A 16,661-nucleotide genomic window follows, 5' to 3' on the forward strand; every position below is an offset into this window, starting at 1 on the left:
GGGGGCCCGCGGGGGGGGGGGCCCCCCCCCCCCACGGCGGCCATGCAGTTCAGAAACGGTCGATGAAGATCACATCGTCGGCCGGCGAACCGGGCACGGCGAAGCAGATCAGGCGCGGGCGGTAGCCGTTGCGCGAGCCGGGCTGTTCGCTCAGGTAGACGCTGCCGTCGTCGGACAGGCTCCAGTGTTCCCAGTAGGTATCGTAGTGCGGATAAAGGTCGGGTCCGTCGGTGTCGAAGCGGGCCAGTTCGGTGAGGTCGTCGGCGGACAGCAGGCGGCCGGTGTAGAAGCTGCTGGAGACGATGAATCCGGGTTCCGCGTAGGCCACGGCGTTGCCGAAATCCTGGCTCGCGCGGGTCGCAACCAGATTGTCGTTGCGATCCACCAGGCGGAAGCCGTCATGCGTGCTGAACAGGTAACGGCCGCGCACGGGGCCGATTACATGGCCTACCGAGCCATCTGTACTGTCAGGGATGGGAACGGCCGCGCTCACGTTGCCCTTGGCATCGATCTGGCGCAACAGCACGGACTCGCCGAATTCCATGGCGCTGACCAGTACGACATGGCTACCGTCGTCCTCGATACTGGCATTGAGCCATTTCCTGTCCAGATCCGCGCGCCAGCGCTCGCTGCCATCGGCATTGATGCGCAGCACGGTGTTGCGCCAGTCGTAGCAATATTCCGGCGGCGGATCCGCTTCGCAGCCGTAAAGGTAGTAGCGCTGTGTCACCAGGCTGACGCTGCCATCGGGCCAGAGCCGGCTGTTGAGCAGTTCCACCTGGTCGTGATCGCCGGGCAGGGGCAGGGTCGTCGCGGCCAGCGGACTGCCGCTGCTGCTTGCACGGCTCCAGCTCACGCCGCCGCGCTGCGGCACCAAGACCACGACCTGATCGGCATCGGCGAGCACCTGCGTGCGGTCCCACAGCGCGCCTTCACCCGGCAATGGCAGCGGCGTCTCGCCCAGTACGCTGCCGCCGGCCGCCAGGCGCAGCAGCTTGTGTTCGCTGGGGAGTGAACCAGCAGTGCCGTAGTAGCGGGTGGTGATCCAGGCCGTGCCATCGGGCATCAGCCGGCTGCCGCCGGTATAGGTCGAACTCGCATAGCCCGGGCAGAATGGGCAGGTATCGTAGTCCCAGCGTTTTTTGCCGTAGGCGTCGAAGCGGAGCATGCGCCGGTCGAGATGGCCCACGATGCCGGCACTGGGGTCGCTGCTGATCCCGCGCCAGTAGCGGCGCACCGGTACGGTACAGGCGCGCACGGTGCTTTGTGGCACGCCGGCGGCATCCAGTGTCACCAGGCCGGGCGAGAAGCCGCAGTCCGCACTTTCCCGCTCGACCATGGCGACCACGCGCGTGACGCCATCCTCATAGCGTGCACCGCCGAGCGCGGTGCCGTCGCTGGCTTCGATCTGTCGTGTCCATTGCGTAGTGCCGTCCGCGCCGAACGCGCTGATCGTCAGTGCGCCGGTGCCGCTGGTCGGTGCCTGGGCGATCAGCACGCCTTCGGGCAGGGCGGAAATGTCGCTGCCGCTTTTCTGCCAGCGCACGCTGCCGTTGGCCGGATCGATCGCGCTGACGGTACCGGTGTCGCGGGCGAGGGCGTAGACATTGTTCGCTGCATCGGCGACGACATGGTCATAGCCGCCGCCCGGTGCGGTGAAGACGCGCAGGCGCTGCGCGCCGTATTGCCCGAACATGGCGAAGAAGCCGGGCTCGCCCGCGCCGGAACGGCCGACTACCGCGGCCTCTCCATTGGGCAGCAGGGCCAGCCCGAGCACGCGGCTGTGCGTGCAGCTGTCGCACAGCAAAAGTCCCAACGAGAGCAGCGCGCCCTGGCTGTCGAAACGGCGCACCGCGGCGAACTTGAGATGATCGGCACCCAGGCGCAGACCACCGCCGCCGCCGACCCAGGACACGCCCAGCGAATCCACGGCCAGCACGGCCTGGTCCAGCATGACGTGGTCGGCATTGCCGTTGCCGAAGTGCCATTTGATCTGGCCGCTCGCATCGACCTTCAGCACCGAACGCTTGCGCAGCACCAGGGCCGAGCCGTCGGCCTGGGCAGACAACGCCACGGCAGGACCGTCGCCATCTGCCGCGTTGCTGGGCAAGGGCAAAGACCAGCGCAGACGTCCGTCGGCTTCGAGAAACTGCAGCTGTGAACCCGTCGTTTCGCCAGTCGAGGAGGTCAGCACCCACGCGCCGGTCTGCGCGGCGGCCAGCAGCACCCGCGCGGCATCGCCGTAGTGTGTCTCCGGCAGCTGGCCGTGGCCGCCCGGCGTGAACTGGCCGAAATCGCTGATCTGTCCGTCCGGCGTGATACGCCGCAGCGTGCGGTGATGTTCGGCGGTTCGGCTCTGTGCGGCCAGCAACTGGCTGCCGTCGGCGAGCAAGGTCCAGCTGGCGCCGAGATCGGCCAGCGGCTGCTCCTGCGTGCGCACGAGGTTTTCCACATTGACCATCCACTGCGGCGACACCGCAGCGGCGGGCATGACGGCGAACAGGCCGGCCAGGGCAATGACTGCCGCCAGCAGCAGGGCGGATCTGTACATGCGAATCGTCCCCTGCGGCGCCGGATGCAGCAGGCCGGCGCTCCCCGTGGCGATCCGGTGCCCGTGCAGCGGATGCGGCGCCGCCGCCGCAGTCTAGTGTGGATACCGCTGTCGTCCCGGTAAGAAAAAGTTATCCGTGCCCGGTGCCGGCCCTGCCGGCGCCACGCGCACGGCTACTTGCCACCCGCCCGCCAGCCGCGATACTGCGGCAAACCCCGCGCGCGACCGCCCATGACCCAGACTGCACTCGCCACCCAGGCCGCCAGCCTGATCCATGCCGGCTTCGAGGATTACCACGCCCGCTTCCGCGCCGTCACCCAGCGTGCGCAGCGGCGCTTCGAGACGCGCGACTGGAGCGGGGCGAATGCGGACGCGGTGGAGCGCATCGAACTTTACGACCTCTGCGCGCAGCGCATGGCCGCGGTGCTGGAACGGGAGCTGGGCGACTCGTTGCGCGACCGCGGCCTGTGGCGGCAGATCCACGCGGCGTATTCGGCCATCATCGCGAGCCTTCTCGACCAGGAACTCTACAAGACCTGGTACAACACCCAGACCCGGCGCTGCTTCAAGACCCGCGGCGTCGATGCGGACATCGAATTCGTCGCGCTGGACATAGAGCCCACCGACCGCATCACCCATCCGGTGGCGCGCCACAGCTATGCGGTGTGGAGCAATCTGCCGCGGGTCTGCCAGGCCATACTCGACGACTATCCGTTCGCGGCGGCCTACGCACATGCCGGCCTGTGCGCGATCCGCATTGCCGAGGCGGTGTCGCGCCGGCTGGAAGGCTGGGGCAGCGATCCGGTGCGCGCGATCGAGTTGCTGCAGACCGTGTTCTACCGCGAGCAGCGCGCCTATCTGGTCGGCCGCGTCTTCGGCGCCGAGCGCATCGCGCCGCTGGTGATCGCGCTGGTGCACGAACCCGGCGGCATCCGCGCCGACGCGGTGCTGACCGAGCGCGAACATGTGGCCCAGGTGTTCGGCTATACGCGCAGCTACTTCCAGGCCGATCTGGCCACCGTCGGCGACGCGGTGGTGTTCCTGCGCACCCTGCTGCCATCCAAGCCCATCGACGAGCTTTACACCGTGCTGGGACGGGCCAAGCAGGGCAAGACCGAGCGCTACCGCCACTTTTTCCGCCACCTGCAGCGCGATCCGGACGAACAGCTGGTCCACGCCGAGGGCGAGCGCGGCATGGTCATGCTGGTATTCACGCTGCCCTCGTACCCGCTGGTGTTCAAGCTGATCCGCGACAAGTTCGCCTTTCCCAAGGAGAGCGTGCGCGAGGAAGTGATGGCGAAATATCACCTGGTATTTCACCACGATCGCGCGGGCCGCCTGGTCGACGCGCAGGAGTTCCGCTTCCTGCGCTTTCCGCAGAAACGCTTCGCGCCCGGACTGCTGCGCGAGATCCTGCAGGAATGCCGCGAGAGCGCCTATGTCGACGGCGGCGACCTGGTCATCGCCCACTGTTATATCGAGCGCCGCCTGCGTCCGCTCAACCTGTATCTGCGCGAAAGCGATCCCGCGGCGGCGCGCCGCGCCATCATCGACTACGGCCAGGCCATACGCGACCTGGCGCGCAGCAATGTGTTCCCGGGCGACCTGCTGCTGAAGAACTTCGGCATTACGCGAAACGGCCGCGCCATCTTCTACGACTACGACGAACTGTGCCTGGTGCACGAATGCCGCTTCCGCGTACTGCCCGAGGACGAGGGCGACGGCGCCAGCGGCGGCGAGGCTTGGTACGTGGGGCCGCATGACGTGTTCCCGCAACAGTTTCCGCGCTTTCTCGGCCTGAGCCCGGATCAGCGCGAGGCACTGCTGGAGCGCCACGCCGATATCTTCGATGTGCGCTGGTGGCTGGATCTGCAGCAGCGCCTGCAGCGCGGCGAGCGGGTCGATGTGCCGCCGTATCCGGCGGCGGCGTGTCTGGATCCGCTGGCGCTGCTCGGTCAGGCGCTGGACTGAAGCGCGCGCCGCGGCGGCGGTTCGTGGCGCGGAGCGGATTCGCACGCCGCAGCTTTGCGTCGGATGGGCGTCGCTGCGCCGCTGCGCGGACCCGGGCGCGGCGGCGGAAAGTTTCCGTACCGCCGCGGCACACGGACGGCTCAGGCGCAGCCGCCGGCGAGTTCCGGCGCCGGCCGCGCGGCGGCGCGCGGGGCGTTTTCCGGCTCGCTTTCGCCGGGCTGCGGCCGGAGTTCCGGCCTGACCGGTCCGGCCAGGTCCTCGGCGCGCACGAAATGCCCGTGCAGGAACAACAGTTCTTTCCAGATGCTTGCCATGGCGGTTTCTCCCGAGGTGCCGTTCGACACGACTTGAACGTGTTGCTAGCCTAGCCAGCCGTTGCCTGTGCAAAAAGCGAGATCTTTGCAAGCCAGCCTTGAGGAAAATTCAAGATGAGCAAGCCGCCGCTGGGCGCACTGCAGGCCTTCGTACTGGCTGCGCAGCAGCGCAACCTGTCACATGCGGCGCAGCGCCTGAACCTGACCGTCAGCGCGCTGAGCCACCAGATCCGCGCGCTGGAACAGCGCCTGCAGCGCACCTTGTTCGTGCGCGGCCCGCGCGGCGTCAGCCTGACCGAGGATGGCGAGCGCCTGCTCGACGCCGTCGCCGGCCCGCTGCAGGCGATAGAACGCGCGCTGCAGCCGCCGCGGCAATGCCGCGAAGGCGTACTGGCCCTGAGCACACTGCCCACCATCGCGACCGGCTGGCTGGTGCCGCGCCTGCCGCGCTTCGTCGCGCGCCATCCGGAACTGGAACTGCACCTGCACTCGGGTTCGGGACTTGTGGATTTTTCCAAGGAGCCGGTGGACGCCGCGCTGCGCTTCGGCCCCGGCGCCTGGCCCGGCCTGGAGGCGATCCATCTGTTCGACGAATGGGTCACGCCGGTGGCAAGCCCGGCCTTCCTCAAGCGCCGTCCGCGCCGGCCCGGGCCGGCGGAGCTGGCGCGCTGGCCGCTGCTGGGCGATCCCGGCGGGCGCTGGCGCGACTGGTTTGCCCAGTTCGGCGGCGCCGAGCCACGCCGCTACGTGGCCAACTTCGACGACAGCGAAAGCCTGCACCGCGCCGCCCTGGAAGGGCTGGGCGTGGCGCTGGGCCGCCTGACCCTGGTCAAGCCGCTGCTCGACGCCGGCCGCCTGGTCGCGCTGATGCCGCAGCGGCTGCGCGCGGAGTGGTCGCATTACCTGGTCTATCCGCCGCGCTCGGCCCAGCACGCCGGCGTCGCCGCGTTTCGCGCCTGGGTGCTGGAGGAAGCCGCGCAGCACAGCGCGGCAACGGCGGCGCTGGCGGCGGGCGCTGCGCCGGCGAGGAAACGGCGTCGCTGAGCGTGCGGCTGCGCCCGGTCTTGCTGCGGCGACGGCGGCCGGCCCCGCCGTACGCGAAGCGGCCCGGAGCGCGCGTCGCAACGGCGCGGCAAGGCGCGGTCGGCGCCGCGGCAACGGGCCTGCCACAACGCATCCACGGCTCGGCGCGTTAATGTTTCGTCAGGCCGACATGGCGCAGCGTCGGTCGGCCGCTCCGTGCTAGCCTGCTGCCTTTCCCCGCCCCAAATAACCTGGAGCTGTCATGCAAAAGCTCGCCCTGCCGTTTGCTCTCACCCTGGTCCTGGCCGCCTGCGGCGGCAACAACGAGCCGGCCAAGCCGGCCGCGCCCGAACCGGCCAAGCCCGCCGCGCCGGCGGCTGCCCCGGCCACGCCGGCGCCGACGGTCGCACCTGAAGTCGCAGCCTGGGAAAAGCGCATGGACGAAGTGCTCGCCGGCAGCTGGCGCTCGGATGCGAACAAGGCGCGCGACGCCCACCGCCATCCGCGCGAAACCCTGGCCTTCTTCGGTCTCAAGCCCGGCCAGGTGGTGATCGAGGTGACGCCGGGCGGCGGCTGGTATACGGAAATCCTCGCCCCGCTGGAAAAGGGCGTGGGCCGCCTGGCCGTGGCCCTGGTGGATTCGGAAAGCGCCTCCAGCGAAGGCACCAAGAACTACCTGGCCAAGAGCAACGCCGCGCTGCAGGAAAAGCTTGCCGGCGACAAGGAACGCTACGGCGAAGTCGAAGTGCGCCAGTTCGCCCAGGGCCTGCCCAAGTTCGGCGACAGCAACAGCGCCGACGTGGTGCTGACTTTCCGCAATGTGCACAACTTCATGAACTGGAACAGTGACAAGGCGCTGTTCCAGGCCGCCTTCGACGTGCTCAAGCCCGGCGGCGTGCTCGGCGTGACCGATCACCGCGCTGCTCCGGGCTCCGACATACAGAAGATCAAGGACTCGGGCTATATCCCCGAGGAGTACGTCATCAAGCTCGCCACCGATGCCGGCTTCGTGCTGGAAGCCAAGAGCGAGATCAATGCCAATCCCAAGGACACCAAGGACTACGAGAAGGGCGTCTGGACCCTGCCGCCGTCGCTGGCCCTGGGCGACAAGGACAAGGAAAAGTATGTCGCGATCGGCGAGTCCGACCGCATGACGCTGAAGTTCGTCAAGCCGGCCGGCACCGCCGCCGCTCCGGCCGCTGCACCGGCGCCGGCGCCGGCTGCTGCGCCGGTCAAGGAGTAAGCCTCGATGGCGCGCGGCGGCCACGGCCGCCGCGCGCCGCTGCCGCATGCTCATCGCGTTCAACAAACCCTACGGCGTGCTGTGCCAGTTCACCGACCGCAGCACGCCGCCGCGGCCCACACTGGCCGCCTACATAGACCGGCCCGGCGTGTATCCGGCCGGCCGCCTGGATTTCGATTCCGAAGGCCTGCTGCTGCTGACCGATGACGGCGCGCTGGCGCACCGCCTGACCGATCCGCGCCACAAGCAGGAAAAGACTTACTGGGTGCAGGTCGAAGGCGCACCCGACGAGGCCGCGCTGCAGCAGCTGCGCCGCGGCGTGCAGCTCAACGACGGCCCCACCTTGCCCGCCAAGGCGCGCCTGCTCGATGCCGCGCCGCCCGGCCTGTGGCCGCGCGATCCGCCGGTACGCTTCCGCAAGAGCGTGCCCGATGCCTGGCTGGAACTGAGCATCCGCGAAGGCCGCAACCGCCAGGTGCGGCGCATGACCGCCGCGGTCGGCCTGCCGACCTTGCGCCTGATCCGGGCGCGCATGGGCACCTGCGCGCTGGACGGACTGGCGCCGGGACAGTGGCGGGTGGTTTGACCGCAGTCGGCGCGGTCCGTGGCTGTCCCGATTTTCGGTGTCCCGATTTTCGCGCTGTTATTTCAACCGCTGCGGTGAATCGACCCGGTGGCACGCTTCGCCGCCACCCCTGCAAGGCGGCTCCATCACGCCGCACCATCCGCCGGAGCCATCGGCAACAGCCCGCAGCGCTGCAGTATCTTTTGCGCCTGATCGACAGGACGGAGCGGCGGCGTGAGCTTCAAGGATCATTTTTCCACCCAGTCGGCGATCTACCGCAGCGCGCGGCCGCGCTACGCGCCGGAACTGTTCGCCTGGCTGGCGCAGCAGGCACCGCGGCGCGGACTGGCCTGGGACGCGGGCTGCGGCAACGGCCAGGCCGCCGTGGGCCTGGCGGCGCATTTCGACCGCGTCTTCGCCAGCGATCCCAGTGCCGCGCAGATCGCCCAGGCCGAAGCCGCCGGCAACATCGACTACCGTGTGGAGCGGGCCGAAGACTGTTCGCTGCAGCAGGCCAGCGTGGATCTGGTCACCGTCGCCCAGGCCCTGCACTGGTTCGATCTGGATGCCTTTCACGCCCAGGTCCGGCGTGTGCTGCGGCCGGGCGGCATAGTGGCGGAATGGACTTATGCCGATTGCAGCATCACCCCGGCGGTGGATGCGGTAAAGCAGCGCCTGTATGTGGATCTGCTCGACAGCTACTGGCCGCCGGAGCGGCGGCTGGTGGAATCCGGCTATGCGGAACTGGATTTCCCGTTCACGCGCCTGGCCGCGCCGGCCTTCGGCCTCGGCGCGGACTGGGATCTGGTCCAGTTCCTGGCCTATCTGCGTTCCTGGTCGGCCACGCAGCGTTATCTGGCCGCGCTGGGCCGCGATCCGGTGAGTGAGCTGGAGGCCGAGTTCGTCGCCGCCTGGGAAGATCCGGCCGTCGTGCGCCGGGTGCGCTGGGATCTGGCGATGCGTATAGGCCGCCTGGACTGAGCGCGTCGGCCGCGGCGTTGCAACGCGCGCGGATTCGCCGGGCCCGCCTTGCGCGGTTCACGCCGCGAGCCGCGCAGCGCGATAATCGCCGCCATCCCGCCGCCCGGAGTGGAATCATGCGAACGCAACTGCTAGGCGCTCTTGCACTGCTGGCTTCTGCGACGGCCCAGGCCGAAGTGAAGCAGGCCGCCGCCGACGGCTTCATCGTCGAACACCGCCTGAGCATCGCCGCCACGCCGGAGAAAGCCTGGCAGCTGCTCATCCAGCCGGGACGCTGGTGGCCCAAGGAACACACCTGGTCCGGCGATGCGGCCAATCTCAGCCTGGAAGCCAAGGTCGGCGGCTGTTTCTGCGAGCGCTGGAAGGATGGCGGCGCCGAGCACGGCCGCGTAATCATGCTCAAGCCGCGCCAGCTGCTGCGCCTGAATGCCGCGCTGGGGCCGCTGCAGGACATGGCCGTCACCGGCGTGCTCAGCATCGCGCTCAGCGCCAAGGACGAAGGCAGCCAGGCCGTGGTGACGTATCGCGTCAGCGGTACCGCCGCGCACAACCTCGACAAGATCGCGCCGGCGGTCGATCAGGTCGTGGGGCTTCAATTCGGCGGCTGGGTTTCGGCGGCGAACCCTTAAGTTCAGCGCGCAATGTGTCGATGGCCTGGCCGCAGGCGTCGCGGCGGCCGCGGACTTGAGTGTGTTGCGTGTATCGACGGCGCAGGCGCGCCTTCCGCGCGCCGGATCCGTGACGGTGCAGCGCGGCGCTGCGGCGATTCTGCAGGCGGTTGCGTGTTGCCGCGCAGTGTGTCGAATGCGCGGCCGCGCGCGGAGCCTCAGCGATTGGTCAGCTGTATCTCGATGCGCCGGTTGCGCGCGAACGCTTCCGGCGTCTGCGCCGCGTCCAGCGGCTGGAATTGGCCGAAGCCGTTGGCCGACAGGCGATGCGCCGGTATGCCCTGCACGACCAGGTATTTGACGATGGACACGGCGCGCGCCGAGGACAATTCCCAGTTCGACGGGAAGCGGTCGGTGTGGATGGGGCGCGAATCGGTGTGGCCGTCGATGCGCAGCACCCAGTCCAGGCTGGACGGGATTTCCGCCGCGACCAGCTTCACCGTCTCGGCCAGCTTGTCCATCGAGGCCTGCGCGGCTGGGCCCAGTTCCGCCGAGGCGGTGTCGAACAGGATGTCTGTGGGCACGACGAAGCGGTCGCCGACGACGCGGATATCCGGCCGGTCGCCCAGCGCGGCGCGCAGGCGACCGAAGAATTCGGAGCGGTAGCGTTCCAGCTCGCCGACGCGGTTGGCCAGGGCGATATTCAGTTCCTTGCCCAGGTCGGCGATCTTCGCGTCCTTGGCCTTGATGTCCTTGTTGGCCACGTCCAGCGCGGCCTGGATCTGCGCCAGCTGCGCGTTCAGCGCCTGCATCTGCCGGTTCAGCAGCTCCAGCTGGGCGATCTGCTGTGCCGACAGTTCCTTGCCCTTGGTGACTTCGGTCTGGGCCAGACCCAGATCGTTGACGAGTTTCGCGACCTCGCTTTCCAGCTGCGCCTTGAGTTCGTTCAGCGCGGCAATATCCGTGTTCAGCCGCGCGGCTTCGGCCAGGGCGGCGTCGCGTTCGCCGCGGGCCTGGTCGCGCTCGGCGCCGGTGCTGCCGAGCGAGGCGGAAAGCTCCTTGACCTTGGTATCGAGCTGGCGGTTGCTGTCCTGGCTCAGCGACAGGGTTTTCGCCAGTTCCGCCACGCGCGCGTTCAGATCGTCCAGCGCGCGGTTCTTGCCGGCCAGCGAATCCGACAGCACGAACTGGCCGATGGCGAACAGCAGCAGCACGAACACCATCACCATGATCAGCGAAGTGAGTGCATCGACGAAGCCGGGCCAGATGTCCTGGCCGCGGCGGCGGCTGGCAAGGCTGCGCATGTCAGTAGCTGCGGTCGGTGCTGGCGCGGCGCTGGTTGTCCATGGCCGCGGCGATGGTGCGCGAAAGCAGGCGGAATTCGCTGCGCAGGTCGTCGTTCAGGCCGCCGCCCTGGTTCTGTCCGGCCAGGGTCTTGAGCGCCGCGCGCAGTTCCTCCTGCACTTCGGCCGCGGCATGACGCTCGCGTGCGTCGCGGCCGAGGAATTCGGTCAGGCGGGCGAGCTGGGCGTTGAGTTCGCCCAGCTGTTCGTTCGCGTTGCGCCGCTCGCGCTCGTTTTCGACGATGGCGCGCTGCATGCGCTCCAGGCCGTCGGCAGTCTGTTCCAGCAGCGCCTGCACATAGGCCGGCACCGAGCTGTCGATCTCGCCGCCGGGGCCGGCGGAGGAAGACAGCCGGGTCACGCCGGAAAGCCATTCTTCCATTTCGTTGTAAAAGCGATTTTGCGCGTGGCCGGCCTGGAGATCGAGGAAGCCCAGTACCAGCGAGCTGGCCAGGCCGAACAGCGAGGTGGAGAAGCTGGTGGCCATGCCGGCCAGCGGTTCGCGCAGGTGATCCTTGAGCGCGCTGAACATGGCCACGGCATCGGTGCCCACGCCCAGCGAGCCGATGATGTCGGCAACCGAGCGTATGGTGGCGAGCAGGCCCCAGAAGGTGCCGAGCAGGCCGAGGAAGATAGCCAGGCCGATCAGATAGCGCGACAGGTCGCGCGCCTCTTCCAGGCGCAGGTAGACGCCGTCGAGCACGGTGCGCATGGAGCTGGGGCTGAGGGTGAGCTTGCCGCGGTCGCGGCCGGCCAGCATGCGCGCCATGGGCGCGAGCAGGCGCGGCTGGCCGGCGACCGGGCGCTCCGGGTTGGCGCGGCGGTAATGCTCTATCCAGTCGATGTCGCGGTTCAGCGCCAGCACCTGGCGCAGGTTGATCGCGATGCCGGCCAGCAGCACCGCCAGGATCACGCCGTTGAAGAACGGATTGGCCATGAACGCCTGGGCCAGGCGCGGCGCGATCAGGCCAGCCAGAACGAACACGGCGGCCAGGAAGCCGCCAATCCAGATCAGGCTGCGGGTGGGTCGGGTCATGCGATCAGCCTCGCTAGGGGCGTCCGTAAGATGCCAGAGGGGTCTGACCGGTTGCGTGCGGCTTGGTTCCGCCGGTTTGCTGCGCTTCAGCTCGGCCCCGTTTTACCGGTTCTTTACCCGGCGGCTTCCGGCAGGCCGAAGAATTGCCGCGCCGTGGCCGTGGTAGCGGCGGCCGTCGCGGCCGGTGTTTCGCCGCGGCTCTGCGCCACCGCGGCGCAGATATGCGCCAGGTACATGGGTTCGTTGCGGCGGTGGCTGGGCATGGGCTTGAGGTCGCGCGGCAGCAGATAGGGGCTGTCGGTCTCTATCATCAGCCGGTTCGCCGGGATGTTGCCGACGATCTCGCGCAGATGCAGGCCGCGGCGCTCGTCGCAGATCCAGCCGGTGATGCCGATGTGGCAGTCGAGATCGAGGTAGTCGAACAGTTCCTCGCGCGTGCCGGTGAAGCAATGCACGACCACGGCGCCGAGCCGGTCGCGCACGCTCTTGAGTATGGCCATGAAATCGCCGTGCGCGTCGCGCTGGTGCAGGAACAGCGGCTTGCCGCAGTCCAGGCCGATCTGCAGCTGCTGTTCGAATGCGAACTGCTGCGTCGCACGCGGGGACAGGTCGCGGTGATAATCCAGGCCGGTCTCGCCCACGGCGCGTACTTCGGCGGCTGCGACGAGTTCGCGCAGCAGTGCGTCCGTGTCGGAATCGTATTCGGTGGCATGGTGAGGATGTATGCCGGCAGTGGCGTAGAGCAGGCCGGGATGCGCCCGGGCCAGTTCCAGCGCCTGCGGGCTGCCCTCGCGGCTGGCTCCGGTGACGACGAGCTGGGCCACGCCGCCGTCGCGGGCGCGCTGCAGCACCGCGGCGAGGTCGTGCTGGAACGAGGAATGGGAGAGATTGGCGCCGATATCGACGAGCTGCATGCGGGGATTCCCGGCCGGCAAAAGGACGCGATTATCGGCGATCCCGGCGCCGCGCTCCACGACCGCGGAAAGGGACTAAAGTTCATCCGGAATTCATGCGTTCGCGCCGACGCTGCGAACGTTGCAACCACGCTTTGGATCATTGGAGAAACGCGATGCGCAAGTATGCAAAGTACTGGCTGGCCGCGGCGGTACTGCTGACGGCGGCCTCGGCCGGCGCCCAGTCCGCCGGCCCCGACGAGGCGACCCTGCAGCGCCGGGCCGCGGTGGAAAAGGAAAAGGCGGCGCAGGCCGAACTCGCCGCCGGCCGCAACGCCGAAGCGATCAAGGCGGCCGTGCAGCGCATCGAGATGCAGTCGCGCAGCGGCGAAGGCGCCAAGGCCGTGCTGCCGCCGTATGCGACGCCGGTGCGCAACCCCTACCGCGCCTACGCCCCCAGCTGCGTGGCCTACCGTCTGCCGGAAGGCCTGCCGCTGGATGCCAGCGGTCCGCTGTATCCGTCCTCGGACTCGCTGCGCATGCGCCTGGCGGCCGTGGAGACCAACAACCCGAACTACGTCGATGAGTTCGTCGACATCGATATCTGGCGCATTCCCTGCAGCAGCAGCGTCTTCAGCAACGGCCAGTACCGCTACGATTCGGTCACCCTGGTGCGCATCAAGCGCGACGCGGCCAATGAAGGCCGCCTCAACCGCTATCCGCTGTTCCCCGCGGTCTTCATGAGCCAGCAGCCGTTCGGCAACAACCTGCGCGTGCGCGTGGCCGAGGAACCCAACACGGTGCGCGAGCAGATCACGGTGGACACGCCGATCATTTTCACCACCACCTACGTGCTGGAGAACATCGCCACCAACGCCAACACCACGGCGCTGTTCGATTTCAACAATCCGTTCACCATCACCTTCGACAACCTGTTCAACGGCGCTTCCAACCGCTACGGCTCCATCAGCGTGCCGGCGTATGCGCCGACCCAGGCGCAGTATCCGCTGCGCGGCGGTCCCATCCCCATCACCGGCTACCTGACCGGCAACTGGTATGACGAAGCCCACTCCGGCGAAGGCATGCTGGTGCAGATCTTCGACCTGCCGGGCAGCACCGACAAACTGCTGTTCACCTTCGCCTGGTTCACCTTCAGCAACGACGGCCGTCCGTTCTGGCTGTTCGGTTCCACCCCGATCAACCACGACGAACGCGGTCCGATCAATGTACCCACGGTCTGGTCCAGCGGCGGCGGCTTCGCCGGCAATTTCGGTCCTTCGGCCCAGGTCAACTCCTGGGGCACGGTGAGGTTCACATTCCCCAATTGCTACGAAATGGATTTCGAGTACAGCAGCACTGTCAACGTGCCCGGCGTGCCCGCTGGCAACGGCGCCAAGACCTGGACGCGGCCGGCCAACAACAACGGCCTGACCTGCGAGTGATGTCCGCACGGCATGTGTGAAACAAAGAGGCCGCCTTCGGGCGGCCTCTTTGTTTCGGACGCGCGGGCCGGCAGGATTGGAGATTCGAGAGCATTGCATTCGGCGAATCCCGAATCCCGGCCCTGCTACGCTATCCGGATGAGCGATCGTTCCCCGGCTTCCTTTCCCATCTACGAAATCCTGCCCCAGCTCTGCGCCGCGCTCGAAAGCGGCAGCCGGCTGGTGCTGGAAGCCCCGCCCGGCGCGGGCAAGACCACCCAGGTGCCGCTGGCCCTGCTGGCCGCGCCCTGGCTGGATGGGCGCAAGATCCTGCTGCTGGAGCCGCGCCGCATCGCCGCGCGCGCGGCAGCGGAATTCATGGCGCGCCAGCTCGGCGAGGAGGTCGGCCAGACCGTCGGCTACCGTATCCGTTTTGAAGCGCGGGTCAGCGCGGCGACGCGGATCGAGGTCGTCACCGAAGGCATCCTGACCCGTCTGCTGCAAAGCGATCCCGAACTGGCCGACGTCGGCGCCATCCTGTTCGACGAATTCCACGAGCGTCATCTGCACGGCGATCTCGGCGCCGCGCTGGCGCTGGACGTGCAGAACACGTTGCGGCCGGATCTGCGCCTGCTGGTGATGTCGGCCACCCTGGACGGCGAGCGCATCGCGCGCTGGCTGGACGCGCCGCGTCTGAGCAGCGCCGGGCGCAGCTATCCGGTACAGATCAGCCATCCGCCGGCACGCAGCGGCGAGGACTGGCTGGCCCAGCTGCGCCGGGCGACCGAGCAGGCCCTGGGCGACACCGAAGGCGACATCCTGGTCTTCCTGCCTGGCAAGCGCGAGATCGACCGCGCGCGCCAGTTGCTTGCGGCCCTGGCCGACAACCGGCCGCAGCTGCAGGTGCTTGCGCTGCACGGCGAACTGTCGCTGCAGGAACAGCGCGCGGCGCTGGCGCCGGCCGCGGCCGGTACGCGCCGGGTCGTACTGGCGACGAACGTGGCCGAGTCCAGCGTCACCTTGCCCGGCATCCGCGCCGTGATCGACAGCGGCCAGGCGCGCGAACCGCGCTTCGATCCCAATTCCGGCTTCACCCGGCTGGAGACCGTGGCCATTTCCCAGGCTTCCGCCGACCAGCGCGCCGGCCGTGCCGGCCGCGTCGCCGCGGGCAACGCCTACCGCCTGTGGCCGCAGAGCCAGCGTCTGGAGCCGTCGCGCCGGCCTGAGCTGGAACAAGTGGAATTGTCCAGTCTTGCGCTGGAGCTGGCCGCCTGGGGCGCCGACAGCCTGAACTGGCTGGACCCGCCGCCGCCCGGCGCGCTGGCCCAGGCGCGCGAGCTGCTGGTGCTGCTCGGCGCGCTGGATGCGGACCGCCGCATCACCACGCTGGGCCGCGACATGCTGCAACTGGGCGCCACTCCGCGCCTGGCCGCCGCCGCCCTGCGCGCGCCGCCGCGCGACCGCGCGCTGGCCGCCGATCTGCTGGCGTCACTGGACGCGCGCAGCCCGCTGCGCGGCGAGGCCGGCCGCAGCGACGATTTCCGCCTGCGCATCGCCGCCCTGCATGCGTGGCGCCGCGAAGGCGCGCGCGGCGCACGCGAGGCCGATGCCGGCGCGCTGGCTGCGCTGGAACAGGCCAGCTCCGGCTGGCGCCGCCGCCTGCGCTGCGAGCAGCCCGCGCGGGAGCTGCCGGATTCGCTGCGCCTGGGCGACCTGCTGCTGCACGCTTTTCCCGACCGCGTGGCGCGGCAGGATGCGGCCAACCCGCGGCGCTACGCGCTGTCCAACGGCCGCGGCGCGCGCCTGCACGACAACAGCGCGCTCTACGGCGAACCCTGGCTGATCGTGCTGGACCTGCGCCTGGAAGACAAAGACAGCCTGGTGCTCGCGGCCGCGCCGTTCGATGCCGATTTGCTGGAACGCGATTTCCCCGGGCGCTTCACCAACCAGCGCACCGTGCGCTGGAACACGGCCAAGCGCGCCGTCGAAGCCTTCGAGGAACGCCGCTTCGCCGCCCTGGTACTCAGCCGCCGCCAGGTCGCCGTCACCGCCGCCGATGCGGTGCCCGCCCTGATCGGCGCCGTGCGCGATGCCGGCCTGGACACCCTGCCCTGGAGCGACAACGCGCGCGAACTGCGCAACCGCGTGCAGGCCTTGCGCGAATGGTGTCCGGAACTGGGGCTGCCCGATTTTTCCGACACGGCTTTGCTGGCCTCACTGGAGGACTGGCTGGCGCCTTATCTTGAAGGCAAGTCGCGCCTGGACGCGCTGCGCGCCGAGGATCTGTCCCAGGCCCTGAGCGCCATGCTCGACTTCGACCAGCGCCGCGCCCTGGACGCCCAGGCGCCGACCACCCTGCGCGTACCCAGCGGCAACGAGCGCCGCATCGAATACGCCGCCGGCCAGCCGCCCGTGCTCGCAGTCAAGCTGCAGGAACTGTTCGGCCTGGCCGACACCCCGCGCATCGCACAGGGCCGCGTGCCCCTGACCCTGCACCTGCTGTCACCGGCACAACGGCCGATACAGGTGACCCAGGATCTGAAAGGCTTCTGGGAACGCACGTATCCGGAAGTGAAGAAAGAACTGAAAGGCCGCTATCCGCGGCATCCCTGGCCCGACGATCCGTGGACGGCGGTGCCTACGGCGAGGGCGAAGCCGAGGGGGACTTGAAGGCGATGTTCGGGGTTCGAGACCCGAGACCCGGGTTTCGGG

General features: G+C 68.8%; 13 protein-coding genes. 8 read left to right on the top strand and 5 right to left on the bottom strand.

Features of this window, described 5'->3' with window-relative positions:
• Nucleotides 1-49: 49 nt before the first annotated feature.
• Entirely contained in the window at nt 50-2,551 is a 2,502-nt protein-coding gene (locus tag NM961_RS12845) for a hypothetical protein (protein WP_255914791.1), read from the bottom strand.
• Nucleotides 2,552-2,782: 231 nt separating this feature from the next.
• Here NM961_RS12845 and aceK point away from each other — a divergent pair, with 231 nt between their 5' ends.
• Nucleotides 2,783-4,522 (top strand): bifunctional isocitrate dehydrogenase kinase/phosphatase, encoded by a 1,740-nt coding sequence (gene aceK, locus NM961_RS12850; RefSeq protein ID WP_255914792.1) that lies wholly within the window; start codon nt 2,783-2,785, stop codon nt 4,520-4,522.
• 140 nt (nt 4,523-4,662) lie between these two features.
• On the opposite strand, the gene NM961_RS12855 is transcribed toward aceK, so the two are convergent.
• Nucleotides 4,663-4,836 (bottom strand): hypothetical protein, encoded by a 174-nt coding sequence (locus NM961_RS12855; protein WP_255914793.1) that lies wholly within the window; start codon nt 4,834-4,836, stop codon nt 4,663-4,665.
• A gap of 114 nt (nt 4,837-4,950) precedes the next feature.
• Here NM961_RS12855 and NM961_RS12860 point away from each other — a divergent pair, with 114 nt between their 5' ends.
• From NM961_RS12860 to NM961_RS12880, 5 genes are all read left to right on the top strand, one after another.
• A complete protein-coding gene (locus NM961_RS12860; protein WP_255914794.1) occupies nt 4,951-5,880 on the top strand; it encodes a LysR substrate-binding domain-containing protein in 930 nt (309 codons plus the stop codon).
• Between the two features lie 241 nt (nt 5,881-6,121).
• Entirely contained in the window at nt 6,122-7,102 is a 981-nt protein-coding gene (locus tag NM961_RS12865; protein WP_255914795.1) for a class I SAM-dependent methyltransferase, read from the top strand.
• A gap of 46 nt (nt 7,103-7,148) precedes the next feature.
• Nucleotides 7,149-7,688 (top strand): pseudouridine synthase, encoded by a 540-nt coding sequence (locus tag NM961_RS12870; RefSeq protein ID WP_255914796.1) that lies wholly within the window; start codon nt 7,149-7,151, stop codon nt 7,686-7,688.
• Between the two features lie 213 nt (nt 7,689-7,901).
• Nucleotides 7,902-8,648 carry a class I SAM-dependent methyltransferase gene (locus NM961_RS12875; protein WP_255914797.1) on the top strand — a complete coding sequence of 249 codons (747 nt, stop codon included), beginning with the start codon at nt 7,902-7,904 and terminating at the stop codon, nt 8,646-8,648.
• 116 nt (nt 8,649-8,764) lie between these two features.
• Nucleotides 8,765-9,277, top strand: a complete 513-nt coding sequence (locus NM961_RS12880) for an SRPBCC family protein (RefSeq protein WP_255914798.1) — start codon at nt 8,765-8,767, stop codon at nt 9,275-9,277.
• Between the two features lie 197 nt (nt 9,278-9,474).
• Here the strand turns inward: NM961_RS12880 and NM961_RS12885 are convergent, their stop codons facing one another.
• The 3 genes from NM961_RS12885 to NM961_RS12895 form a co-directional block, all read right to left on the bottom strand.
• Nucleotides 9,475-10,560 (bottom strand): peptidoglycan -binding protein, encoded by a 1,086-nt coding sequence (locus NM961_RS12885; protein WP_255914799.1) that lies wholly within the window; start codon nt 10,558-10,560, stop codon nt 9,475-9,477.
• Nucleotide 10,561: 1 nt separating this feature from the next.
• Nucleotides 10,562-11,635, bottom strand: coding sequence for a flagellar motor protein MotA (locus NM961_RS12890; RefSeq protein WP_255914800.1), 1,074 nt, complete (start codon nt 11,633-11,635; stop codon nt 10,562-10,564).
• A gap of 113 nt (nt 11,636-11,748) precedes the next feature.
• A complete protein-coding gene (locus NM961_RS12895; RefSeq protein WP_255914801.1) occupies nt 11,749-12,549 on the bottom strand; it encodes a TatD family hydrolase in 801 nt (266 codons plus the stop codon).
• A gap of 155 nt (nt 12,550-12,704) precedes the next feature.
• Here NM961_RS12895 and NM961_RS12900 point away from each other — a divergent pair, with 155 nt between their 5' ends.
• Both NM961_RS12900 and hrpB read left to right on the top strand, forming a co-directional pair.
• Complete coding sequence (locus NM961_RS12900) at nt 12,705-13,970, top strand: hypothetical protein (RefSeq protein WP_255914802.1); 1,266 nt, start codon at nt 12,705-12,707, stop codon at nt 13,968-13,970.
• Nucleotides 13,971-14,108: 138 nt separating this feature from the next.
• Nucleotides 14,109-16,619 (top strand): ATP-dependent helicase HrpB, encoded by a 2,511-nt coding sequence (gene hrpB, locus NM961_RS12905; protein WP_255914803.1) that lies wholly within the window; start codon nt 14,109-14,111, stop codon nt 16,617-16,619.
• Nucleotides 16,620-16,661: the final 42 nt, after the last annotated feature.

It is taken from the genome of Tahibacter harae, assembly GCF_024437735.1.
GTDB classification, from domain to species: domain Bacteria; phylum Pseudomonadota; class Gammaproteobacteria; order Xanthomonadales; family Rhodanobacteraceae; genus Tahibacter; species Tahibacter harae.

What these genes read in the sequence shown, in the direction of transcription:
- NM961_RS12900 (WP_255914802.1), top strand. Translation starts at nt 12,705, where the DNA reads ATGCGCAAGTATGCAAAGTACTGGCTGGCCGCGGCGGTACTGCTGACG.
- NM961_RS12870 (WP_255914796.1), top strand. Translation starts at nt 7,149, where the DNA reads ATGCTCATCGCGTTCAACAAACCCTACGGCGTGCTGTGCCAGTTCACC.
- NM961_RS12865 (WP_255914795.1), top strand. Translation starts at nt 6,122, where the DNA reads ATGCAAAAGCTCGCCCTGCCGTTTGCTCTCACCCTGGTCCTGGCCGCC.
- NM961_RS12855 (WP_255914793.1), bottom strand. Translation starts at nt 4,836, where the DNA reads ATGGCAAGCATCTGGAAAGAACTGTTGTTCCTGCACGGGCATTTCGTG.
- hrpB (WP_255914803.1), top strand. Translation starts at nt 14,109, where the DNA reads ATGAGCGATCGTTCCCCGGCTTCCTTTCCCATCTACGAAATCCTGCCC.
- NM961_RS12860 (WP_255914794.1), top strand. Translation starts at nt 4,951, where the DNA reads ATGAGCAAGCCGCCGCTGGGCGCACTGCAGGCCTTCGTACTGGCTGCG.
- NM961_RS12845 (WP_255914791.1), bottom strand. Translation starts at nt 2,551, where the DNA reads ATGTACAGATCCGCCCTGCTGCTGGCGGCAGTCATTGCCCTGGCCGGC.
- NM961_RS12880 (WP_255914798.1), top strand. Translation starts at nt 8,765, where the DNA reads ATGCGAACGCAACTGCTAGGCGCTCTTGCACTGCTGGCTTCTGCGACG.
- NM961_RS12890 (WP_255914800.1), bottom strand. Translation starts at nt 11,635, where the DNA reads ATGACCCGACCCACCCGCAGCCTGATCTGGATTGGCGGCTTCCTGGCC.
- NM961_RS12895 (WP_255914801.1), bottom strand. Translation starts at nt 12,549, where the DNA reads ATGCAGCTCGTCGATATCGGCGCCAATCTCTCCCATTCCTCGTTCCAG.
- NM961_RS12885 (WP_255914799.1), bottom strand. Translation starts at nt 10,560, where the DNA reads ATGCGCAGCCTTGCCAGCCGCCGCCGCGGCCAGGACATCTGGCCCGGC.
- aceK (WP_255914792.1), top strand. Translation starts at nt 2,783, where the DNA reads ATGACCCAGACTGCACTCGCCACCCAGGCCGCCAGCCTGATCCATGCC.